The organism is Micromonospora sp. NBC_01740, assembly GCF_035920365.1.
Classification (GTDB): domain Bacteria; phylum Actinomycetota; class Actinomycetes; order Mycobacteriales; family Micromonosporaceae; genus Micromonospora; species Micromonospora reichwaldensis.
Genome location: NZ_CP109150.1, coordinates 7,253,372 through 7,275,143, shown reverse-complemented (window position 1 = coordinate 7,275,143; position 21,772 = coordinate 7,253,372). Strand labels below are relative to the sequence as shown.

21 protein-coding genes are annotated in these 21,772 nt (G+C 73.3%); 15 read left to right on the top strand and 6 right to left on the bottom strand.

Features of this window, described 5'->3' with window-relative positions:
- Nucleotides 1-8 precede the first annotated feature (8 nt).
- The 6 genes from OG989_RS31700 to OG989_RS31675 all read left to right on the top strand — a co-directional run bounded on the left by OG989_RS31700 (nucleotide 9) and on the right by OG989_RS31675 (nucleotide 6,765).
- Nucleotides 9-890: a DegV family protein gene (locus OG989_RS31700; RefSeq protein ID WP_327029331.1), complete on the top strand. Its 882-nt coding sequence runs from the start codon at nucleotides 9-11 to the stop codon at nucleotides 888-890.
- A 56-nt stretch (nucleotides 891-946) separates the two neighbouring features.
- Nucleotides 947-1,516, top strand: a complete 570-nt coding sequence (locus OG989_RS31695; protein ID WP_327029330.1) for a DinB family protein — start codon at nucleotides 947-949, stop codon at nucleotides 1,514-1,516.
- Nucleotides 1,517-1,835: 319 nt separating this feature from the next.
- A complete protein-coding gene (locus tag OG989_RS31690) occupies nucleotides 1,836-2,675 on the top strand; it encodes a helix-hairpin-helix domain-containing protein (protein WP_442791968.1) in 840 nt (279 codons plus the stop codon).
- Complete coding sequence (locus tag OG989_RS31685) at nucleotides 2,672-5,143, top strand: ComEC/Rec2 family competence protein (protein WP_327029329.1); 2,472 nt, start codon at nucleotides 2,672-2,674, stop codon at nucleotides 5,141-5,143. Before OG989_RS31690 ends, OG989_RS31685 begins: the two co-directional genes overlap by 4 nt.
- A 123-nt stretch (nucleotides 5,144-5,266) precedes the next feature.
- Entirely contained in the window at nucleotides 5,267-6,247 is a 981-nt protein-coding gene (gene holA, locus OG989_RS31680; protein WP_151452801.1) for a DNA polymerase III subunit delta, read from the top strand.
- A complete protein-coding gene (locus OG989_RS31675) occupies nucleotides 6,244-6,765 on the top strand; it encodes a hypothetical protein (RefSeq protein WP_327029328.1) in 522 nt (173 codons plus the stop codon). Before holA ends, OG989_RS31675 begins: the two co-directional genes overlap by 4 nt.
- Nucleotides 6,766-7,060: 295 nt before the next feature.
- Here OG989_RS31675 and rpsT read toward each other — a convergent pair whose 3' ends face one another.
- Nucleotides 7,061-7,327, bottom strand: coding sequence for a 30S ribosomal protein S20 (gene rpsT, locus OG989_RS31670; protein WP_132240425.1), 267 nt, complete (start codon nucleotides 7,325-7,327; stop codon nucleotides 7,061-7,063).
- 156 nt (nucleotides 7,328-7,483) lie between these two features.
- Nucleotides 7,484-8,470, bottom strand: coding sequence for a phosphotransferase family protein (locus OG989_RS31665; protein ID WP_327029327.1), 987 nt, complete (start codon nucleotides 8,468-8,470; stop codon nucleotides 7,484-7,486).
- Between the two features lie 118 nt (nucleotides 8,471-8,588).
- On the opposite strand from OG989_RS31665, the gene OG989_RS31660 reads away from it, so the two are divergent.
- The 8 genes from OG989_RS31660 (at nucleotide 8,589) to OG989_RS31625 (ending at nucleotide 16,528) form a co-directional block, all read left to right on the top strand.
- The gene (locus OG989_RS31660) at nucleotides 8,589-9,125 is read left to right on the top strand and encodes a DUF4240 domain-containing protein (protein WP_151452803.1); all 537 of its coding nucleotides are present in this window, start codon (nucleotides 8,589-8,591) and stop codon (nucleotides 9,123-9,125) included.
- Nucleotides 9,126-9,349: 224 nt separating this feature from the next.
- Entirely contained in the window at nucleotides 9,350-11,227 is a 1,878-nt protein-coding gene (gene lepA, locus OG989_RS31655; RefSeq protein ID WP_151452804.1) for a translation elongation factor 4, read from the top strand.
- A 334-nt stretch (nucleotides 11,228-11,561) separates the two neighbouring features.
- Nucleotides 11,562-11,849: a GlsB/YeaQ/YmgE family stress response membrane protein gene (locus OG989_RS31650; protein WP_151452805.1), complete on the top strand. Its 288-nt coding sequence runs from the start codon at nucleotides 11,562-11,564 to the stop codon at nucleotides 11,847-11,849.
- A 269-nt stretch (nucleotides 11,850-12,118) separates the two neighbouring features.
- Nucleotides 12,119-12,406, top strand: a complete 288-nt coding sequence (locus OG989_RS31645) for a GlsB/YeaQ/YmgE family stress response membrane protein (RefSeq protein ID WP_151452806.1) — start codon at nucleotides 12,119-12,121, stop codon at nucleotides 12,404-12,406.
- Between the two features lie 228 nt (nucleotides 12,407-12,634).
- Entirely contained in the window at nucleotides 12,635-13,924 is a 1,290-nt protein-coding gene (locus tag OG989_RS31640) for a sugar ABC transporter substrate-binding protein (RefSeq protein WP_327029326.1), read from the top strand.
- Complete coding sequence (locus tag OG989_RS31635; RefSeq protein WP_151452808.1) at nucleotides 13,921-14,907, top strand: carbohydrate ABC transporter permease; 987 nt, start codon at nucleotides 13,921-13,923, stop codon at nucleotides 14,905-14,907. The genes OG989_RS31640 and OG989_RS31635 overlap by 4 nt, the downstream gene beginning before the upstream one ends.
- Nucleotides 14,904-15,761, top strand: coding sequence for a carbohydrate ABC transporter permease (locus OG989_RS31630; RefSeq protein WP_151452809.1), 858 nt, complete (start codon nucleotides 14,904-14,906; stop codon nucleotides 15,759-15,761). Before OG989_RS31635 ends, OG989_RS31630 begins: the two co-directional genes overlap by 4 nt.
- Nucleotides 15,762-15,886: 125 nt before the next feature.
- Nucleotides 15,887-16,528, top strand: a complete 642-nt coding sequence (locus tag OG989_RS31625; RefSeq protein WP_151452810.1) for an MOSC domain-containing protein — start codon at nucleotides 15,887-15,889, stop codon at nucleotides 16,526-16,528.
- Between the two features lie 86 nt (nucleotides 16,529-16,614).
- Here the strand turns inward: OG989_RS31625 and OG989_RS31620 are convergent, their stop codons facing one another.
- From OG989_RS31620 to OG989_RS31610, 3 genes are all read right to left on the bottom strand, one after another.
- Nucleotides 16,615-17,550 (bottom strand): phytanoyl-CoA dioxygenase family protein, encoded by a 936-nt coding sequence (locus tag OG989_RS31620; protein WP_151452836.1) that lies wholly within the window; start codon nucleotides 17,548-17,550, stop codon nucleotides 16,615-16,617.
- Nucleotides 17,551-17,739: 189 nt separating this feature from the next.
- Entirely contained in the window at nucleotides 17,740-18,600 is an 861-nt protein-coding gene (locus tag OG989_RS31615; RefSeq protein WP_192581257.1) for a hypothetical protein, read from the bottom strand.
- A 179-nt stretch (nucleotides 18,601-18,779) separates the two neighbouring features.
- Complete coding sequence (locus OG989_RS31610; protein ID WP_327029325.1) at nucleotides 18,780-19,583, bottom strand: enoyl-CoA hydratase-related protein; 804 nt, start codon at nucleotides 19,581-19,583, stop codon at nucleotides 18,780-18,782.
- 19 nt (nucleotides 19,584-19,602) lie between these two features.
- Between OG989_RS31610 and hemW the strand changes: the two genes are divergently transcribed.
- Nucleotides 19,603-20,826 (top strand): radical SAM family heme chaperone HemW, encoded by a 1,224-nt coding sequence (gene hemW, locus OG989_RS31605; protein ID WP_192581260.1) that lies wholly within the window; start codon nucleotides 19,603-19,605, stop codon nucleotides 20,824-20,826.
- Nucleotides 20,827-20,866: 40 nt separating this feature from the next.
- On the opposite strand, the gene OG989_RS31600 is transcribed toward hemW, so the two are convergent.
- Nucleotides 20,867-21,565, bottom strand: a complete 699-nt coding sequence (locus tag OG989_RS31600) for a DUF4870 domain-containing protein (RefSeq protein WP_327029324.1) — start codon at nucleotides 21,563-21,565, stop codon at nucleotides 20,867-20,869.
- Nucleotides 21,566-21,772: the final 207 nt, after the last annotated feature.

The window sequence follows — 21,772 nt, the reverse complement described above, 5'->3', positions numbered from 1 at the left end:
TGCCGGGCATGCCCGTCGCGGTCGTCACCGACTCCACCGCCTATCTCCCGCCCGAGCTGCTGCGCGTGCACCGGCTGACGGTGGTGCCGCTGGCCGTCGTGCTCAACGGCGCCGAAGGGCTGGAGGGGGTGGAGACCACCCCTGCCGACGCCACCCGGGTGCTCGGCGGCCGGCGCGTCTCGGTGAGCACCTCGCGCCCCGCGCCGGAGCAGTTCGCCCAGACGTACCGGGAGCTGTTCGACGCGGGCGCCGACGGGATCGTCTCGGTGCACCTGTCGGCCGAACTCTCCGGCACGGTGGAGGCCGCCCGGCTGGCCGCCGCCGGGTTCGACGACCGGGTCGCCGTGGTCGACAGCCGCTCGACCGGCATGGGCCTCGGCTTCCCCGCCGTCGCCGCCGCCACGGCCGCCGAGCGGGGCGAGGACCTGTCGGCGGTACGCGACGCCGCCGTCGACGCCATCGCCCGTACCAGCATCTGGTTCTACGTCGACACGCTGGAGTTCCTCCGCCGGGGCGGCCGGATCGGCGCCGCCGAGGCGCTGCTCGGCACCGCCCTGTCGGTCAAGCCGATCATGCACATGCCGGACGGCGCGATCGTCCTCAGGGACAAGGTGCGTACGGCCAGCCGGGGCGTGGCGCGGCTGGCCGACCTGGCCGTCGAGGCCGCCGGCGACGCCGACGTCGACCTGGCGGTGCACCACCTCGCCGCGCCGCAGCGGGCGGAGGCGCTGCTGGAGGCGCTGACGGCCCGGCTGGGCGACCGGCTGCACGACTCGTACGTCTCGGAGGCCGGCGCGGTGGTCGCCGCGCACGCCGGGCCCGGCCTGGCCTGCGTGGTCGTGCACCGCCGGCCGCCGGCCGCCGGCCAAGGTGCGTCCTCTCGTTCGTGATCTCTGTCGATCATGCGGGGCAGCGCCGGCACCCGTCCGGATGCCATCGTGACCCGATGAAGGACGACCTGCACAGTTACCTGAAGGGCGGCCGTGACGCGCTGCTGTGGAAGCTCGACGGGCTCAGCGAGTACGACGCCCGGCGCCCGCTGACCCCGACCGCGACCAACCTGCTCGGCCTGGTGAAGCACGCGGCGGCCATGGAGATCCTCTACTTCGGCGTCGTGTTCGGCCGGCCGTTCGAGCAGGAGCTGCCGTACGTCGGCGACGGCGCCGAGACCAATGCCGACATGTGGGCGACCGCGGACGAGAGTCGCGAAGAGATCGTCGCGTTGTACCGTCGCGCCAGCTCCCACGCCGACACCACCATCGAAGCCCTCGCGCTCGACGACATCGGCCGGGTGCCGTGGTGGGGCGATGCCGCGGTCACACTGCACCGCGTCCTGGTCCACGTCGTCGCGGAGACACAACGGCACGCCGGCCACGCGGACATCGTGCGCGAGCTGGTCGACGGCGCGGCCGGGCTGCTGCCGAGTAACGACAACCTGCCACCTGCTGACGAGCCGTGGTGGCGGGACCACCGCCAGCGGGTGGAGCAGGCTGCCCTCGACGCCAGCAACCGCTGAGCTGCCGTTCTTCGCCGCCCTAGCACATCACCCGCATGATCAGGCGGTTGTCCACAGGCGGTGCCGTCATCCACAGCCGTGCCCCGGCCGGCCGCGCGCCCCGGGCTCGCGGACCTAGCTTCGCGTCGTGTCAGAAGACGAGGAGACGGTGGTCCGGGAACGACTGCGCCAGCTCGTGGCGGGCTGGCCGTCGAGCGCCGCACCGGCGCACCTCGGCGAGTCCGCCGATCCCCTGGAACGGACCGGCGAACCCGCCGGGCAGTTCGACGACCGTCAGGGGCCGGCCGGGCCGTTCGGCGACCGTAACGGGCCGGCCGGGCTGTCCGGCGATCATCGGAGGCTCGCCGGACTGTCCGTCGACGGTCCGGGCTCGGTCGGGGTGCCGGAGCCGGTCGTGGCGCTGCCGCCCCGCACACCGGCGTTTCCGTCCCGCGCACCGGCGTCGCCGGCCGGCGCGACGGGGCCGCCGGAACCCGACCCGCCGACCCGGGCCGTCGATGCCGGCGTGGCGTCCCGGTTGCCGGGGCCCGGGGCGTTCGACCCCGGCCGGCGGGGAGTGCGGGCGCTGGCCGTCGTCGCCGTGCTGGTGGTGCTCGGGGCCGGCTTCTGGGCCTGGCGGTCCCGGCCGCAGACCGAGCCGGTCCGCCCGGTCGCCACCGCCGAGGCATCCGATGCGACGGTGACCGGCCTCGCGGAACCGGCCGCCACGTCGGCCGGCGAGCTGGTGGTCGCGGTCGCCGGCAAGGTACGCCGTCCCGGGCTGGTCCGGGTGCCGGCCGGCGCGCGGGTCGCCGACGCCGTGGAGGCGGCCGGCGGGGCGCTGCCGGGGGTGGACGTGGCCCTGCTCAACCCCGCCCGCAAGGTCACCGACGGGGAACTGATCCTGGTCGGCGTCGCGGCACCGCCGGGCGCGGCACCCCCGCCCGGGGCAGTTTCCGGCGGTGCGCCGGGGGTGCCCGGCGCGGGCGGCCGGCTCAACCTGAACACCGCGACGCTCGCGCAGCTCGACGCGCTGCCGGGCGTCGGGCCGGTGCTCGCCCAGCGCATCCTCACCCACCGCGACCAGCAGGGTGGCTTCCGCTCGGTCGGCGACCTGCGCCAGGTGGACGGCATCGGCGACGCCCGCTACGAGCAGCTCAAGGACCTGGTGACGGTGTGACGACCGGCGGCGCGCTCGGCCCGTCCGGCACTGGCCCTGGCCTCGGCTCGTCCGGCTCCGGCCCGGCCGGCCCCGCGGCCTCCGGCGTCGACGCCGGGGGCGAGCGGGTCGCGGCGGCCATCGACCTGCGGCTGGCCGGACTGGCGGTGGCCACCTGGCTCGCCGCGCTGGCCGGGCTGCACCTGACCGTCGGCCGGACCCTGCTCCTGGCGGCGGTGGCGGCCGGAGGGTCGGTGCTGGGCGGGCTGCACCTGGCCGGCGTCCTCGGGCGGCCGGCCGACCCCGTCCGGCGGTACGGCTGGATCGCCGTCGCCGTGCTGCTCGGCGTCGTCTGCGGCGCGACGGCCACCGCCGCGCGGCTGTCCGTCCGCGACTCCGGTCCCGTCCGCGCCCTGGTCGAGGAGCGGGCGGTCGTCACCGCCGAACTGGTCGTCCGCGACGACCCCCGCCCCGTACGCGGCGTCGCCGGGCGCCCGGCCACCCTGCTCGTGCCGGCCGAGCTGACCTGGTTCACCGGCCCGGACGGACGACGGGTCGCGACGCCGGCCCACGTGCTGGTCCTCGCCACCGATCCCGCCTGGCGGGGGCAGTTGCCCGGTCAGCGGCTGACCGCCGAAGGACGGCTCGCCGCCCCGCGCGGCGGCGACCTGACCGCGGCGGTGCTGAGCGCGGCCGGACCGCCGGTGCCGCACGGGGCCGCCCCGTCGCCGCAGCGCGCCGCCGGATCGTTGCGGGCCGGCCTGCAACGCGCCTGCCTGCCGCTCCCCGACGAGCAGGGCGGGCTGCTGCCCGGCCTGGTGGTCGGCGACACGAGCCGGCTGCCGCCCACCGTCGAGGAGGACTTCCTCGCCACCGGCATGACCCACCTGAACGCGGTCTCCGGCTCCAACGTGGCCATCGTCGTCGGGGCGGTGCTGCTGCTGGCCCGGTGGGCGCGGGCCGGGCCGTGGCTGGCCGCCGGGCTCTGCGGGTTGGCGCTGGTGGGCTTCGTCATCCTGGTCCGTCCCTCACCGAGCGTGGTGCGCGCCGCCACCATGGGCGCCATCGGGCTGGCGGCGTTGGCGGCCGGACGTCCCCGGGCGGCGCTGCCCGCCCTCTCCGCCGGGGTGGCCGTGCTGGTGCTGGTCGACCCGGAGCTGGCCGGCGACGCCGGCTTCGCGCTCTCCGTGCTGGCCACCGGTGGTCTGCTGCTGCTCGCCCCGAGGTGGCGCGACGGGCTCCGTCGGCGCGGGGTGCCGGCCGGGCTCGCCGAGGCGTTGGCCGTGCCGGCGGCCGCGCAGCTCGCCTGCGCCCCGGTGGTGGCCGGGATCTCGGGCACGGTGAGCCTGGTCGCCGTGCCGGCGAACCTGCTGGCGGTGCCGGCGATCGCGCCCGCCACGGTGCTCGGGGTGCTGGCGGCGGCGGTGTCGCCCGTCTGGCCGGCCGGGGCGGAGTTCGTCGCGTGGCTGGCCAGCTGGCCGGCCTGGTGGCTGGTCATGGTGGCGCGGCACGGCGCGCGGCTGCCGGCGGGCACGCTGCCGTGGCCGGGCGGGGTGCCGGGGGCCCTGCTGCTGACCGGGCTGACCGTCGCGCTGCTGGTGGCCACCCGGCACCCGGTCGTCCGCCGGCTGGTGGCGGTGGTCGTCGTCGCCGTCGTGGTCGGCACGCTGCCCGTACGGCTGGCCGCCCCCGGCTGGCCCCCGGCGGGCTGGGTGGTCGCCGCCTGCGCGGTCGGCCAGGGCGACACCGTCGTGCTGCCGGTGGCGGCCGGCCGGGCGGTGGTGGTCGACGCCGGGCCGGACCCGGGGGCGGCGGACGGCTGCCTGCGTCGGCTGGGCGTACGGGAGGTCGCGCTGCTGGTGGTCAGCCACTTCCACGTCGACCACACCGGCGGCGTGGCGGGCGTGTTCCGGGGTCGACCGGTGGGTGCCGTGCTCACCCCGCAGTGGTCCGAGCCCGCCGCCGGGCGGGAACTGGTCCTCGCCGAGGCCGCGGCGCACTCCGTCGACGTGGTGGCGGGCGCGGCCGGGTGGCGGTACCGGGAGGGTGGCGTCGAGTTCACCGTCATCGGCCCGCCCCGCCCGATGCGCGGCACCCGGTCGGATCCCAACAACAACTCGCTGATGCTGCTCGCCACCGTCTCCGGCGTACGGATCCTGCTCGCCGGGGACGCTGAGACCGAGGAGCAGCGGGCGCTGCTGGACGACAGCTCGCCGGGCGGCCTGCGGGCCGAGGTGCTGAAGGTCGCGCACCACGGGTCGGCCTACCAGGACCCGGCCTTCCTGGACGCGGTGCGTCCCGTGGTGGCCCTGGTGCCGGTGGGGACGGGCAACACCTACGGGCACCCCAATCCGGCGGTGCTCGGGCGGCTGGCCCGGGGCGGGGCGCGGGTGCTGCGTACCGACACGGAGGGGGACGTGGCGGCGGTGCTCGGCCGGGCCGGCCTGGGGGTGGCGACACGAGGCACGCCGCCGGGCCGACAACGGTAGGAATCGACGCCGATTATTCGCTTTAGCGGTGCACTGAGGTAAATGTCTGGATTTGCGCTGAGTGCGGGCTCCGCAACCGGAGTGCGGACGAGCAGACTGGATCCGGCCGCCGGCCGTGCGAATATGGGCGGCGTGACCGCCGCCAGCTTCGCTCCTATTCTGCTCGTCCTCGGCGACGAGGAGCTGCTCGCCACGCGCGCGGTCACCGAAGCCGTCGTGAAGGCCCGCAGCGTCGACCCCGACGTGGACGTCCGCGAATACCAGGCCGGCGCCCTCGTCGTCGGCGAGATCGCCGAGATGCTCAGCCCGTCCCTCTTCGGCGGGCGACGGGTGCTGGTGCTGCGCGCCGGCCAGGACGCCCGCAAGGACCTGGTGGCGGCCCTGCTGGCGTACGCGAAGAATCCCGACCCGGACGTGCAGCTGATCGTGCTGCACCTCGGCGGGGCCAAGGGCAAGGCGTTCGCCGACGGGCTGAAGGCGGCCGGGGCGACGGTGGTGCCGGCGGCAAAGCTCAAGGGGCACCGCGACCGGGTGGCCTTCGTCCGGGACGAGATCCGCCGGGCTGGCGGGAAGTGCACCGACGACGCGGCCGAGACGCTCATCGCGGCGGTCGGCAACGACCTGCGCGAGCTGGCCGCCGCCTGCTCCCAGCTGATGGCCGACACCGACGGGCGCATCGGCGCCGACACGGTCGCCCGCTACTACCGGGGGCGGGTCGAGGTGACCGGCTTCACCGTCGCCGACGCCGCCATGGTGGGCGACGTGCCGGCGGCACTGGAGGCGCTGCGCTGGGCGCTGCACGTGGGGGTCGACCCGGTGCCGATCGCCGACGCGATCGCCGACGGCGTCCGCACCGTGGCCCGGGTCGCCGCCGCCGGTCGGGGCGACCCCTTCCAGTTGGCGAGCACCCTCGGCATGCCGGCATGGAAGATCAGGTCCGCTCAGCAGCGGGCCCGTGGCTGGACGCCCGAAGGGCTGGTCGAGGCGATGCGGGCCGCGGCCGAGTGCAACGCGGCCGTCAAGGGCGGCTCGGACGACCGCGCGTACGCGCTGGAGCGGGCCGTGTTCTCGGTCGCCGCCGCCCGGCAGGGTGGCGCCCGGTGAGCGGAGCACCCCGCGGCTCGTGGGCCACGATCCCCGCCGACGAGGAGCGGTACCGTCCGCTCTACGCGCGCCTGCTCCGGCTGCGCTTCGTCAACCCGGGCGGGGTGCTCTGCTTCCTCTTCTTCGAGGGCGCCGTCGCGCTCGCCGCGCTGCTCGCCCTCGCCGAGCTGGTCACCTGGTGGTCGGTGCTCGTCCTGCCCGCCACGGTGGCCGCGATGGTGAAGCTCAACGACATGGTGGCCGCGATGGTGGTCCGCACCGCCGCCCTCGTGCCCGAGCAGGAACGGGACCGCTTCCGCCAGCAGATGGAGCCGGTGGTCGGGCGGGCCAGGGTCGACTGGGTCGCGCACACCGTGCAGGGCGTCGTCGTCACGGCGTCGCCGGTGCCGCACACCGCGCGGGCCGTACGCGACCGGCAGGTGTACCTGGACGCGCAGTACGGCACGGGGGAGCGCGACGGTGGCCGCGCGGACGCCGAGTTCGGCCCGCAGCGTGCCCACCCCGATCCGTTGGGCTGACGATCCGCCGCCGACCGGAGGCCGGTCACAGCGATCCGACGGCGAACCCGGCGACCGATCGGTGCCCAGCAGGCCGTGGCCCACCCGAGGCCGCCCCGCTTGAGATCTTGGAAGGAAACGGCCCCGGTGAGGGCCTGTTCCCGCCAAGATCTGCTGTGCGACCGACGGCGAGCCGCAGCGAACGACGCCAGGCCATGGCGAACGGCGGCGCGTTCGCAGCGCAGCGCGTGAAAAGCAGACAGCCGGAAGCCCCGGGTCGTGCCCGGGGCTTCCGGTCAGGTCTGAGGTCGCCTCGTCAGGCGGAGAGCGACACCACGCGCCGGGCGATCGCGGACTTGCGGTTCGCGGCCTGGTTCGAGTGGATCACGCCCTTGCTGACCGCCTTGTCCAGCTTGCGCGAGGCGTCCCGCATGAGGATGGTGGCCTTCTCGACGTCACCGGCCTCAGCGGCCTCGTTGAACTTCCGGACGGCGGTCTTCAGCGACGACTTGACCGACTTGTTACGCAGCCGGCGCTTCTCGTTCTGCCGGTTGCGCTTGATCTGGGACTTGATGTTCGCCACGCGACAGCCTCGTCTTGATAGCTCGGGTTGGTCTGCATTCCGCGCGCGACGAGCATGCGTCATCGCTGCGCGAAGAGCCAGGTTACCAGGTCGCCCGGGACGAGCCAAAACGGCTCGGTCCCCGCCCTGGTGGGCGCCGCGCCCCACGGCGAACGGTCAGGTCCAGCCCTGCCGGCGGGCGAGCCAGCCGAGTGACTGCTCGCCGCTCCACCGCTGGTGCGCCGGGAGGTGCGGTGACGCGGTACCGGGCGCCGAGGCGGCGGTGGTGAGGAAGTAGCCGGAGAGGGCGGCGAGGCTGGCGTCCAGCGCGTCGGGAGGCGCGCCCGCCGATGCCGGGTGCCGGGCGAAGAGCGCGTCGGCGTCCAGGCCGTCGGCGTACGCGGTGAGCAGCAGGGTCACCAGGTCGAACCAGGGCGGCCCCTGGCAGAGCCACGTCCAGTCGCAGAACCAGGCCCGCCCCGCCCCGTCGATCAGCACGTTGTCCAGCCGCAGGTCGCCGTGGATCAGGCCGGTGGCGCCGGCGGCGTACGCGGGGAGGCGGGACTCCAGCGCGACCAGCTCGGGCAGGCGGTCCCGGAGCGGCGCGGGCAGCGGCGGTGCCGGCTCCCGGCCGGCGGCCACCTCGCCCCACCAGAGGATGTCGTCGCGGGCCAGGTCGGCGAGGTGGGGCAGCCCGAGTTCGCGCAGCCCGGCCGGCGCACCGGCCAGCGCGGCGGCGACGTCGGCGTACCCGGTCAGGGTCGCGGTCAGCTCGGCGGGGTCCCAGGGCAGTCGGGGCGTGTGCCCGTCGACGGCGTCGAGGCAGAGCGCGAACCAGCCGGCCTCGTACAGGGTCCACCGGGGGCGGGGCGCCGGCAGCCCGGCCGGGAGCCGGTCGAGGATCGCGGCCTCCCGGGCGTACCAGTCGACCAGTCGCGGTTGCTCGGCGGTGGCCGCGGCCTTGACGAAGGCCCGGTCCCCGGCGGCGGTGCGGAGCACGGCGGCGAAGCCGCGGGTGAAGCCGGCGCCGGCGACCCGGGCCGCGACCACGGGCGCGCCGAGGCGGTCGCCGATGGCGGTACGCAGCGCCGCCGGCAGCGTCGCCCACTCCGGCCGGCGGGCGGTCGCGTGGTACGGCACGGGCGGCGGGGACGTCGGGGTCACGCCACCATGCTGCCTGGCGGGGCATCGGCCCGCACCGCCACTGCGCCCGGCGCCCGCGACCCGCCGTGCCTCCCTTGGCGGGGCGGGAGCGGCGCGAGGTCTGCCAGACTGCCAGGCCATGAGGACCGACGACTTCTGGCAGTTGATCGACCGGGCCCGGGCCGGCGGCGGGGGAGAGCCGCACGCGGTCGCCGCGCGGGCCGTCGCCCTGCTCGCCGAGCGCGACCCGGAGGACATCGTCGGGTACGCCCGCCACCAGGCGCGGGTGCTGTCCGCCTCCCACAAGGTCGACCTCTGGGGTGCCGCCTACCTGATCAACGGTGGTGTGTCCGACGAGGGCTTCCACCACTTCCGGGGCTGGCTGATGACCCAGGGTCGCGAGGTGTTCGCACGTGCCGTCGCCGACCCGGACTCGCTGGCCGGGCTGTCCCAGGTCAGGGCGGCCTCGCTCAGCGGTGAGGAGTTCTCGGCCGCCGAGATGCTGGCGGCGCCGTGGGACGCGTACCGCCGGGTCACCGCCGCCGAGCTGCCGGCGGACCCGGAGCTGGCGCCGGTGCCCGACCTCAACGACTTCTGGGACTTCGACGACGAGGAGGAGGCGAAGCGGCGGCTGCCCAAGCTCGCCGCCCTCTTCGTCGAGCCCCCCGCCGAGTGACCCCGCTCGCCCCTCCGCCGCTCGCCCCTTCGCCGCTCGGCGCGGCGCGGGAGGCGACGCCGGGTGAGGGGGCGGTGCTCGCGACGCCGGGCGAGGCGGCGCTCCCGGGGCGGTCCCGGCGGCGGGGATCGCCCGCGCAGCGGACGCGCGGCGGCGACGTGGGAGCATAGAGGGAGCCGGCGTCGTGCCGGCCCGCTCACGTCAGCCGATCAGAACGGACCGCTGTGCCACCGACGCTCGATTCCGGCGCGAACGCTCCTGGTGCCACCGACCCGGCGCGCATCCGGAACTTCTGCATCATCGCCCACATCGACCACGGGAAGTCGACCCTGGCCGACCGGATGTTGCAGCTCACCGGCGTGGTCGACCCCCGGCAGATGCGTGCGCAGTACCTCGACCGGATGGACATCGAGCGCGAGCGCGGCATCACGATCAAGAGCCAGGCCGTCCGGATGCCCTGGACCATCCGGGAGGGCGACCGGGCCGGCGAGACCGCCGTGCTCAACATGATCGACACCCCGGGCCACGTCGACTTCACCTACGAGGTGTCCCGGTCGCTGGCCGCCTGCGAGGGCGCGATCCTGCTGGTCGACGCCGCGCAGGGCATCGAGGCGCAGACCCTGGCGAACCTCTACCTGGCGCTCGAGAACGACCTGCACGTCATCCCGGTGCTCAACAAGATCGACCTGCCGGCCGCCCAGCCGGAGAAGTACGCCGAGGAGCTGGCGCACCTGATCGGCGGCGACCCGGCGGACTGCATCAAGGTGTCCGGCAAGACCGGCGAGGGCGTGCCGTACCTGCTCGACGAGATCGTCCGGCAGTTCAAGCCCCCGGTCGGCGACGCGGAGGCACCCGCCCGCGCCATGATCTTCGACTCGGTCTACGACGTCTACCGGGGCGTGGTCACCTACGTCCGGGTCATCGACGGGCGGATCAGCGCCCGCGACCGGATCAAGATGATGTCGACCGCCGCCGTGCACGAGCTGCTGGAGATCGGCGTCATCTCGCCCGAGATGGTGAAGGGCGACGCGCTCGGCGTCGGCGAGGTGGGTTACCTGATCACCGGCGTGAAGGACGTCCGCCAGTCCCGGGTCGGTGACACGATCACCATCAACTCCCGGCCGGCGAAGGAGGCCCTCGGCGGCTACAAGGACCCGAAGCCGATGGTCTACTCGGGCCTCTACCCGATCGACGGCTCCGACTATCCCAACCTGCGCGAGGCGCTGGACAAGCTCAAGCTCAACGACGCCGCGCTCGACTACGAGCCGGAGACGTCCGGCGCGCTCGGCTTCGGCTTCCGGTGCGGCTTCCTCGGCCTGCTGCACCTGGAGATCATCCGGGAACGGCTGGAGCGCGAGTACAACCTCGACCTCATCTCCACCGCGCCGAACGTGGTCTACCGGGCCATCACGGAGGACGGCGAGGAGATCGTCGTGACGAACCCGAGCGAGTACCCCACGGGCAAGATCGCCGAGGTGTACGAGCCGGTCGTGCGCGCCACGGTGCTCACCCCGAACGACTACGTCGGCGCGGTGATGGAGCTCTGCCAGGGCCGCCGGGGCAGCCTGCTCGGCATGGACTACCTCTCCGCCGACCGGGTGGAACTGCGCTACACGCTGCCCCTCGCGGAGATCATCTTCGACTTCTTCGACCAGTTGAAGAGCCGTACCAAGGGCTACGCCTCGCTGGACTACGAGCCCTCCACCGAGCAGGCGTCCGACCTGGTGAAGGTCGACATCCTGCTGCACGGTGAGCCGGTGGACGCGTTCAGCGCGATCGTGCACAAGGACAAGGCGTACAACTACGGCGTCACGATCGCGGCGAAGCTGCGCAACCTGATCCCGCGCCAGCAGTTCGAGGTGCCGATCCAGGCGGCGATCGGCAGCCGGGTGATCGCCCGGGAGACCATCCGGGCGATCCGCAAGGACGTGCTCGCCAAGTGCTACGGCGGTGACATCAGCCGCAAGCGCAAGCTGCTGGAGAAGCAGAAGGAGGGCAAGAAGCGGATGAAGATGGTGGGCCGGGTGGAGGTCCCCCAGGAGGCCTTCATCGCCGCGCTCTCCTCCGACTCCGGCGACGGGAAGGCCCCCGGCAAGAAGTGACCTGCCGCCGGTGCGTCCGGCGGATGACGACGTACGACGGCCGGCGCCCCGGCCGGGCTGCGGACCCTCGGTGGTCCCGCCCGTCCCGGGGCGCCGGCCGTTCGCGTCGGAGGAATTTTTCGGCCCCGTGGCCCCCGGGCTCCGCCCGCCGGGCAGAAGGGCGCCACCTGCGCGAATGATCGCGCGGGTGCGGTCACCGCCGGTGCGCCATTGATGTACGACGTCGTCTTCGTCGGTCGAACCGGTTTGGGTTTTCTGCGGGTCGGGAACTTAGCGGTCACGACAGGAACACCACAGACAGTGGAACTGATTCTTTTTGAAGGAGGAGGGCGACGTGGAGCTCACCGTTTGGGGCATCGTCACTGCGCTCATCGTTGGTCTTATCATCGGCGCTCTGGGTCGCCTGCTCGTGCCGGGCCGCCAGAACATGCCGATGTGGCTGCACATGCTGATCGGTGTCGGCGCCGCGCTGCTGGGCACCGTGCTGGCCCGGGCGATGGGTATCGCCACGGAGACCGCCGGTGTCGACTGGGGCGAGCTGCTGGTCCAGGTGGTGCTGGCTGCGATCGCCGTGGCGCTGGTCGCCGGTGTGGGTCGTCGCCGCAGCGTCACCCACCGGTAATTCCCGTACCGCTCGACGGGCGTCCGACCGCACAGGTCGGGCGCCCGTTTCGCGTACGCCCCGGGGCCCTTCACGGGCAGTCCGGGGCGTCCGTCCGCCCGGTCCCGGCCGGACCCGGCGGCGCTGCGGCGGTGCCGGAAGTCCGGTCTGGAGCGTGCCGAACCGGTGCCCCAGAAAAGCGGTTTGGAATTTCGGCGGGTCGGGAACTTAGCGGTCACGACAGGAACACCACAGATCGTGGAACTGACTTTCTCAAGGAGGAGGGCGACATGGAGCTCACCGTTTGGGGCATCGTCACTGCGCTCATCGTCGGTCTCATTGTCGGCGCTCTGGGTCGCCTGCTCGTGCCGGGCCGCCAGAACATGCCGATGTGGCTGCACATGCTGATCGGTGTCGGCGCCGCGCTGCTGGGCACCGTGCTGGCCCGGGCGATGGGTATCGCCACTTCGACCGCCGGTGTCGACTGGGGCGAGCTGCTGGTCCAGGTGGTGCTGGCTGCGATCGCCGTGGCGCTGGTCGCCGGTGTGGGTCGTCGCCGCAGCGTCACCCACCGGTAATTCCCGTACCGCTCGACGGGCGTCCGACCGCACAGGTCGGGCGCCCGTTTCGCGTACGCCCGATCGTCTGGGTGCGCCCGGTTTCGCCCCCCGCGCCCGGCCGCGCGTGACCGACCCGCTGCGGTACCGTCGCCTCTCTTTCGCCAACCGCCCACTGTCGTAAAGGAATTTTTCCTACTAAGGTGCGGCGGAGAAGGTTAGTGCCAAGCGGCGCGAGGGAGATGTGGCGTGAACAGGTGGAAGCGGCTGGCCCCGGTCACCGCCGTCGTGGCCTCGGCCGCGATGGTCCTGGCCGGTTGCGGTGGCTCGGATGACGACAAGGCCGCCGACAACAGCAAGCTGACGGTCTGGATGATGGGCGAGGGCAGCGAGGCGCAGACCAAGTTCCTCGACGGCGTCGAGACCGAGTTCCGGCAGAAGCACCCGGACACGGACGTGGTGGTCCAGTACATCCCCTGGCTCGAGGCGCCGAAGAAGTTCCAGGCCGCGCTCGCCGGTGGCGAGGGGCCGGACATCACCGAGCTGGGCAACACCGAGACCCAGGGCTGGGCGGCGCAGGAGGCGCTGGCCGACGTGACCGACCGGATGAACGGCTGGACCGAGGGCAAGGACCTCCTCCCCGACCTGGTCAAGAACGCCCAGCTCGACGGCAAGCAGTACGGCGTCCCGTGGTACGCCGGTGTCCGGGGGATGTACTACCGCGCCGACTGGTTCGCCGAGGCGGGCGTCAAGCCGCCGACCAACTGGGACGAGCTGGTCGCCGCCGCCAAGACCGTGCAGGCCAAGAAGCCGGGCACCTACGGCATCGCACTGCCGGGCAACTCCGAGCTGCCGTTCTACTCGTTCCTGTGGGGCGCCGGCGCGGAGATCGCCACGCAGCAGGGCGACTCCTGGAAGTCCGGCTACAACACGCCCGAGGCGCAGAAGGCCGTCAAGTTCTGGACGGACCTGGTGACCGTGCACAAGGTGGCCCCGCCGGCCGCCGCGGGCTGGAACGAGATCGACGCCCGGACCCAGTTCGCCACCGGCAAGGCGGCGATGGCCTTCGGCGGCAGCTGGCAGCAGGGCGCCATCAAGAAGGACAACCCGGAGATCGAGAAGGTCTGGGGTACGTTCCCGATCCCCGGCCCCGACGGCAAGGCGGCACCCGGCTTCGCCGGCGGCTCCGACGTCGCGGTCTGGAAGGACAGCGAGCGGCAGGATCTCGCCTGGGACTACCTGACCGTGCTGGTGAACAAGAAGAACGACCAGGCCTTCGCCGACAGCCTCGGCTTCTTCCCGGTCTACAAGGACCTGGTCGGCGGCGACAAGTACGCCAACGACAAGATCATGTCGGCGTTCGCCACCACGATGCAGAACACCAAGCTCACGCCGCTCACCCCGAAGTGGGTGGAGGTCAGCCGGACCAAGACGGTGACCCAGGCGATGAACAGCTCGGTCATGAAGGGTCAGAAGACGGTCGAGAAGGCTATCGCCGACGCGGCCGCGGAGATGGAAAGCATCCTCAACGCCAAGTGACCACGCTGACCGAGGCGCCGGAGACGGCCGCCGCGCGGGAGACCCCCGCGCGGCGGCGTCGCCGGGTGGACCGCCTGCCCTACCTGCTGCTCCTGCCCTGCCTGGTGATCATCGGCGTGCTGCTGCTCTGGCCGCTCGGCCAGGTGGTGGTGATGTCCTTCCACCAGCTCAACAACGTCCGACAGTTGCGCGGCGACCGTGAGTGGCCGTGGGTGGGCTTCGGCAACTACGCCGAGATCCTCAGCGATCCGTTCTTCCTGACGGTGCTGCGCAACACCGTGCTCTTCGCGGTGGCCAACGTCGTGCTCACGATGATCCTGGGCACCCTGGTCGGGCTGCTGCTCAACCGGCTCGGCAAGAAGATGGCCGCCTTCGTGGCCAGCTGCGTGATGCTCGCCTGGGCCACCCCGGCGCTGACCGGCACGATCGTCTGGAAATGGATCTTCGACGACACCAGCGGCCTGGTCACCTGGTTGTTCAACGCGCTGCCCGACGGGCTGTCGCAGAGCCTCTTCGGGCGCAGCGACTGGACGGGCTACGGCTGGTTCAACTCGCCGCTGCTGTTCTTCTCGATCCTGACGCTGGTGGTGGTCTGGCACTCGTTCCCGTTCATCGCGGTCAGCGTGCTCGCCGGGCTGAAGAGCGTGCCGAGTGAGCTGCACGAGGCGGCCCGGGTCGACGGAGCCGGACCGTGGAAGGTGTTCTGGAAGATCACCTTCCCGCTGCTGCGGCCGGTCTTCGGGATCCTGATCGTGCTCTCCACGATCTGGGACTTCAAGGTCTTCACCCAGCAGTTCGTGCTGGCCGGCGGCACGCAGGACCGGCCGACGTTCATGCTCTCCATCTACTCGTACGCCGAGGCGTTCTCACCCCCGCCGAAGTACGGTCTCGGCGCCGCGATCGCGGTGATCCTCACCCTGATCCTGCTGGTGGTGACCGGCCTCTACGTCCGCATGGTGCTCAAGCAGGAGGAGGACGCGTGACCCGACGCGGAGGCGGCGGGGGCGCGAAGCGACTCGCGCTCAACGGCGCGGGGCTGCTGGTGGCGCTCTTCGCCGCGTTCCCGGTCTACTGGATGATCGCGACCTCGCTGAAGCCGAGTTCGGAGATCTTCTCGTCCACCCCCCGGCCGGTGCCCACCGAGCCGACCCTGGAGCACTACCGGCAGATCCTCACCGGCAACCTGATCCCGGGCGTCACCTTCGGCGACTTCTTCCTCAACAGCGCGCTGGTGGCGGTCGCCACCGTGGTGCTCAGCGGTCTGGTGGCGCTGCTGGCCGCCACCGCCGTGGCCCGGTTCCGGTTCAAGCTGCGGACCACCTTCCTGATCATGCTGCTGATAGTGCAGATGATCCCGCTGGAGGCGCTGGTCATCCCGCTGTTCCTGATGATCCAGCGGCTCGGGCTCTACAACACCCTGCCGAGCCTGATCCTCACCTACCTCGGCTTCTCGCTGCCGTTTGCGGTCTGGATGCTGCGCGGCTTCGTCGCCGCGGTGCCCAAGGAACTGGAGGAGGCCGCCGCCATCGACGGGGCCAGCCGGGCGCAGATCTTCCGCAAGGTCCTCTTCCCGCTGGTGGCGCCCGGCCTGGTGGCGACGAGCATCTTCTCGTTCATCACCGCCTGGAACGAGCTGATCTTCGCGCTGACCTTCATCAACGACCAGGAGAGCTACACCCTGCCGGTCGCGATGACGTTCTTCTTCGGCCGCGACGACACCGCCTGGGGCCCGGTGATGGCCGCGTCCACGCTGTTCACCCTGCCGGTGATCATCTTCTTCCTGCTGGTGCAACGGCGGATGGTCTCCGGGCTGGTGGCCGGCGCCGTCAAGGGCTGACCCCCCGCACGGGGAGGAGCCGGCCCTGGCCGGCTCCAAACGCGCAGTGCAAGGAAGGGCCCTCGTGTACGAGGGCCCTTCCTTCGCGTGTCGGGGGCGTTCGGCAGCGGGCTAGGCTGACCGCCATGACGGGCAGGCTGGCTTCGGTGAACCTCGGCGGCGTGACCGAGGCGGAATGGGCGGGCGACGCGAGCGGCCGCAGCGGCATCGACAAGCGGCCCGTCGGCGGCCCGGTGCTGCTGCGCGTGGACGGGGTGGCCGGCGACTTCATCGGCGAACGCGCCCACCACGGCGGTCCGGAGCAGGCGGTCTACGCGTACGCCGAGGAGGACGCGTCCTGGTGGGCGGGGGAGATGGGCCGCAGCATCCGCCCCGGCGGCTTCGGGGAGAACCTGACCACGTACGCGGTGGACGTGACGGGGGCCGTGATCGGCGAGCAGTGGGCGGTCGGGTCCGCGCTGCTCCAGGTGACCAAGCCGCGCACGCCGTGCACCACCTTCGCCGGCTTCTGGGGCGTACCCGACCTGATCAAACGGTTCACGGTACGGGCGACGCCCGGGGCGTACCTGCGGGTGCTGCGCGAGGGGGAGGTCGGCGCGGGGGACCCGGTCGAGGTGGTGGACCGGCCCGCGCACGGGGTGACGATCGGCGAGGTGTTCCGGGCCCTGAGCCTGGAGCCTGAGCTGCTGCCCCGGCTGCTCGACGCGCCCGACCTGCCAGACGGGGTCCGGGAGAAGGTGCGCCGCCGGCTCGCCGGCCGGAGCTGACGGCGGGCGGGTGAACGGGAACGGGCCCCGTCCCGTGGGGGAGGGGGCCCGTCCGACGTCGGCTCGGCGCGCGCCGGGTGACCGGCTCAGCGCAGCCAGGGCACGTTGCGGTCGAGCAGGCCGCGCTGCTTGAGCTCCTTGCGCAGCGGGATCTCGTCGTCGATGTAGCCGTCCCAGTTGATGCCCCAGTAGTTGGCGGTGTGGGTGCCCTCACCGCAGAGCTGGCGCTGCACCGGCGTGCGGTTGGCCCACCACTCGCCGTCCTTGTCGATGTGCAGCTCGTCCAGCGGTCGGATCCACCGGTAGGTGTAGCCGACGAAGAGCATCTTGCGGGTGATGGTCGACAGGTTGGTGGACCGCGAGTGCCACTGGCGGCGGTCGAAGATGAAGGCGTCACCGGGGTTGGCGGTGATCTCCACCGTGCCCTCCGGGTCCGGGTTGTGCACGGAGGTGTCCGCCGGGCGGGGCAGCGAGTTCCACAGGTGGCTGCCCGGGATCACCTTGGTGGCGCCCCGGCCGTTCTCCGACAGGTCGGAGAGGACGTAGGCCACCTTGAGCGAGAACATCGGCCGGGGCAGGTTCGGGTCCATCGTCTCCGGGTCGGAGTTCTGCCGGTAGCCGTCCTGGTGCCACCCCCAGTAGGGCTTCTCCGGCTCCGCCGCCGGCGGGGTGACGTCCAGGTGGTTGTGGTGGGTGTAGATGTTCCAGCCGGCCAGGCCCCACATGTACGGGAAGGCGATCGGGTGGGTCAGCAGGTCGCCGAAGAGCTCGTCGCGCTCCAGGAAGCCCAACAGGTGCAGGGTGCCGTCCTTGGTGGTGGTGCCCTTCGCCTTCTCCTCGGCGTAGACGCGGTCCACCGCCGCCTCCAGCGCCGCCCGGTGGTCCTCCGTCAGGACGTTGCGCAGCAGGAGGAAGCCCTGCTCGTGGAACTCCTTGCGGTCGGTGTCACTGATCGGTTCGTAACCGGTCCGGTCGCCGTAGTCGAACACTTCGACGTACCCCTCCCCATGAGGCGAAACCATTGCTGGCACAGGCCGCCGATCGTAACCCGCTGGTTTCGGGGCGGGGTACTGCCCAGCACGATATGCGACCGTTGTCCGGACTGTGGGGAGCGGCGCGGTGACGATCTGTCAGAGCCGGGTGGCGTGGCGAGAGTTATCGCCGGTAATGCCGGTTTATGCGGTGACTGCCGGTAAGGAGATCGGGGGCCACTACGCCTCGGCGAAGACCTCCGCGACGACCCGCCCGGTGGCCGGCGTGTCGTCGGTCCGGTTCCAGGTGCCGTCGCGGGCCGTCCACTCCAGGTCGCCGAAGCGCACCCGCTTCACGCCGTGGTCCTGGGCGTGCGAGACCAGCCAGTGCGCGTACCGCCAGCCCCGCAGCTCGTCGGCGGCCGGGACCGTCAGGCCCGTCAGGTCCGCCGCGGTGGTCGCGCCGGCCAGGCCCCAGTCCAACGACAGGCCGCGGGTCAGCGCGGTCGCCGCGGCCTCGCCGCGCATCGCCGGGTCGCGGCCCACCGTGCAGGCGACCGCGCCGGTGGCGTGCCCGACCAGGGCCCGGGTCAGCACCTCGGACTCGTCGGCCCACTTCTCGTACGCCTCCGGGAAGGCCGAGCGCTGCACCTTCTGCGCCGCGTCGGTGACCCGCATCTGCTCCCAGCCGCGCACCTTCTTCAGCCCGGCGTAGAACTTCCTGGCCGCGTAGCGGGGGTCGCGGATCTGCTCCGGGGTGCCCCACCCCTGGCTGGGGCGCTGCTGGAACAGCCCGACCGAGTCGCGGTCGCCGCCCGCGAGGTTGCGCAGGCCGGATTCCTGGTAGGCGGTGGCCAGCGCCACGACGACGGCCCGCTCGGGCATCTTCCGCTGGATGCCGATGGCCGCGATCGTCGCCGCGTTGGCCATCTGGTCGGGGTCCAGCGCCACCCGGCCGTCCGCCTGCACCGTGCAGGTCCGGCTGGCCAGGGGAAGGCGCAGCTGCCCGCCCATCTGCCGGATGACGATCCAGATCCCGACCGCGACGAGGACGACGAGGACGACACCGCCCGCCACGACTGCCCGAGTACGCACCCACACCCCCTGATCGACAGTCCGACAAGCGTACGTCCCTCGTGGTGCCTTCCGGGTCGTCCGACCGGTTCTCCAAGAGCGCCGGGCGTGGCACCGGCCCGCCGGGCGGACGCCCCGGCGGGCCGCCGGGACGCAACCCGCAGTCCCCGCTCACCGCGCGGCCACACCCCCGCCCCGGCCCGGTGTCACCGGTCGGCGCCCGCGTCGCCGTCGGCGGGCACCCAGCGCGCCGGCCGCTTCTCCCGGAACGCCAGGACGCCCTCGCGTCCCTCCTCCGACAGGAAGTACCCGGTCGAGAGGGTGGACAGGTCGGCGATCTCCGCCCGCAGGTCCGTGGCGGGCGGCCGGCGCAACAGCTGCTTCGCCCCGGCCAGCGCGCCCGGTGCCCCCCGCACCAGAGAGTCGCAGTACCCCGCAACCGCCGCGTCCAGTCCGTCCGCCGGCACGGCGACGGTGACCAGGCCGATCTCGGCCGCCCGCCGGCCGTCGAAGGTGTCGCCGGTCAGGTAGAGCTCGGCCGCCGCGCGGGGGTGCAGGCGGGGCAGCACGGTCGCGGAGATGACCGCCGGCACCACGCCGATCCGCACCTCGGTGAAGGCGAACGTCGCCTCCCGCGCGCACACCGCCAGGTCGGCCGCCGCGATGAGACCGAGGCCGCCCGCCCGGGCCGGGCCGGCCACCTTCGCCACCACCGGCTTCGGGCACTCCCAGACCGCCGCGAGCACGTCGCCGAGCATCCCGGCCGGCACGCTCCCGCTGGCGTACGCGGCGGCCGTCTCCTTCAGGTCGGCGCCGGAACAGAAGACCGGGCCCGCGTGGTCGAGCACGACCACGCGTACGGCGTCGTCGGCGACCGCCTCGGCGAGGCCGGCCAGCAGCTGGGTCATCAGCGGCGTGGAGAGCGCGTTGCGATTGTGCGGGCTGTCCAGGGTGAGGGTGGTCACCCCACGGGCCGTGGCGACCCGCACGAGCACGTCTGGAGAGGTCATGCCGGGCACACTAGTGGCCATGCCCGGCGTCCTTCCAGAAGGCGAAACCGTCCCCGTCGACGGCTCGCTGCCCGCCACCGCCACCCGAGCCGTCGGCGCGCGCGGCTTCGGCGTGTACGTGCACGTGCCGTTCTGCGCCAGCCGCTGCGGCTACTGCGACTTCAACACGTACACGGCCGCCGAACTGGGCGGCGGGGCGGGCCGGGAGGACTACGCCGACACCGTGCTGGCCGAGCTGGCGCTCGCCCGCCGGGTGCTGGGCGACGCGCCCCCGCCCCGGGTGGACACGGTCTTCGTCGGCGGCGGCACCCCGACCCTGCTCCCCGCCGACGACCTGGCGCGGATCCTCGACGGCATCGACCGCACCTGGGGGCTCGCGCCCGGCGCCGAGGTGACCACCGAGGCCAATCCGGAATCGGTCACGCCCGAGTCGCTGAAGGCGCTGCGGGCCGCCGGCTACACCCGGATCTCGCTGGGCATGCAGTCCGCCGCGCCGGGGGTGCTGGCGATCCTCGACCGCACGCACAGCGCCGGCCGGGCCGTCGCCGCCGCCCGCGAGGCCCGCGACGCCGGGTTCGACCACGTCAACCTGGACCTGATCTACGGCACGCCGGGGGAGACCGAGGCGGACTTCGCCGCCTCCCTCGACCAGGTCGTCGCCGCCGGGGTGGACCACGTCAGCGCGTACGCCCTGATCGTGGAGGACGGCACGCGGCTGGCCGCCCGGATGCGGCGCGGCGAGCTGCCGTACCCCTCCGACGACGTCGCCGCGGACCGCTACCTCGCCGCGGAGGCCGCCCTCGGCGCGGCCGGCCTCTCCTGGTACGAGGTGTCGAACTGGGCCCGCGACGAGGCGGCCCGGTGCCGGCACAACCTGCTCTACTGGACCGGCGCCGACTGGTGGGGCCTCGGCCCGGGGGCGCACAGCCACGTCGGCGGCGTGCGCTGGTGGAACGTCAAGCACCCCACGACGTACGCGAAGCGGCTCGCCGGCGGCGAGTCGCCCGGCCTGGCCCGCGAGGTGCTCACGGCCGACGAGGCGCACATGGAGGACGTCATGCTCCGACTGCGCCTCGCCTCCGGGCTGCCCCTGGACGCCCTCGACGACGCCGGTCGGGCCGGCGCCGCGCGGGCCCTCGCCGACGGGCTGCTGGCCGCCGACGAGCACGCGGCCGGCCGGGCCGTGCTGACCCTGCGGGGCCGGCTGCTCGCCGACGCGGTCGTCCGCGACCTGCTGCCCTGAGCCGCGTGCCGGGGCCGGCCGGGGGAGCGGCCGACCCGGGTCACTTGGTGAAGGTGTAGGTCAGCGGGTAGCGGTAGAGCACGCCCTCGTTGGCCTTGAGCCCGCCGATGATGCCGAAGATCAGCGGCACCAGCCAGACGAGCATGGGGACGAAGAACAGCACCCCGCAGGTGATCAGCGTGACCACCCAGCTCAGCACCCCGACGATCGTCCAGGTGAGCTGGAAGTTCAGCGCCGCGGCGGCGTGCGCCCGGGCGGTCGGCGACTGCTGCCCCCGGACCATCAGCGCGATGAGCGGCGCCAGCCAGCCGAGCATGCCGCCGCCGACGATCACGCCGGCCGCGCCGCCGAAGTGGGCGATCAGGGCCCAGTTCTTGTCCTCGTTGCTGGCGTAGCCGCCCGTCGGCGGTCCGTAGCCGCCACCGGTCGGATAGCCGGCCCCCGGCGCTCCGTAGCCGCCGGGCGGTCCGTAGCCCCCGGGCGGCGGGTAGTCGCCGGGCGGGGGATAGCCACCGGGCGGTGGGTAGTCGCCGGGCGGAGGGTAGCCGCCCGACGGCGGCTGGTCACCGGTGGGCGGCGGATAGCCACCGGGTGGAGGATGGCTGCCCGGGCCCGGTGCCCCGGACAGTGGTGCGGTGGGGTCGCCGGAGCCGGCGGGGCCGGGAACCCCCGACGGGGCGGTCGGGTCCGGCGGGAAGCCGGGGTCCCCCGCTCCGGGAGGGCGAGGTGGTTCAGTCATGAAGGTCACGGTAGGGGCAGCCGGCAAGGCGGCACCAGCGCGACACCGGCCGGGACGCCCGGAACACCGGCCCCACGGGGGCGTCGGGTGGGCCCGCGCGGTCGCCGATCGGACTGATCACCCCAGGTCGATCATCGCGCGGGCGGCCCCGCCGACGTAGACTGGCACTCGCTACAGTCGAGTGCCAGCAGCCCGCCCCGGCCCCCC

What these genes read in the sequence shown, in the direction of transcription:
- OG989_RS31700 (WP_327029331.1), top strand. Translation starts at nt 9, where the DNA reads ATGCCCGTCGCGGTCGTCACCGACTCCACCGCCTATCTCCCGCCCGAG.
- OG989_RS31695 (WP_327029330.1), top strand. Translation starts at nt 947, where the DNA reads ATGAAGGACGACCTGCACAGTTACCTGAAGGGCGGCCGTGACGCGCTG.
- holA (WP_151452801.1), top strand. Translation starts at nt 5,267, where the DNA reads ATGGGCGGCGTGACCGCCGCCAGCTTCGCTCCTATTCTGCTCGTCCTC.
- OG989_RS31660 (WP_151452803.1), top strand. Translation starts at nt 8,589, where the DNA reads ATGAGGACCGACGACTTCTGGCAGTTGATCGACCGGGCCCGGGCCGGC.
- OG989_RS31645 (WP_151452806.1), top strand. Translation starts at nt 12,119, where the DNA reads ATGGAGCTCACCGTTTGGGGCATCGTCACTGCGCTCATCGTCGGTCTC.
- OG989_RS31625 (WP_151452810.1), top strand. Translation starts at nt 15,887, where the DNA reads ATGACGGGCAGGCTGGCTTCGGTGAACCTCGGCGGCGTGACCGAGGCG.
- OG989_RS31620 (WP_151452836.1), bottom strand. Translation starts at nt 17,550, where the DNA reads ATGGTTTCGCCTCATGGGGAGGGGTACGTCGAAGTGTTCGACTACGGC.
- OG989_RS31610 (WP_327029325.1), bottom strand. Translation starts at nt 19,583, where the DNA reads ATGACCTCTCCAGACGTGCTCGTGCGGGTCGCCACGGCCCGTGGGGTG.
- hemW (WP_192581260.1), top strand. Translation starts at nt 19,603, where the DNA reads ATGCCCGGCGTCCTTCCAGAAGGCGAAACCGTCCCCGTCGACGGCTCG.
- OG989_RS31600 (WP_327029324.1), bottom strand. Translation starts at nt 21,565, where the DNA reads ATGACTGAACCACCTCGCCCTCCCGGAGCGGGGGACCCCGGCTTCCCG.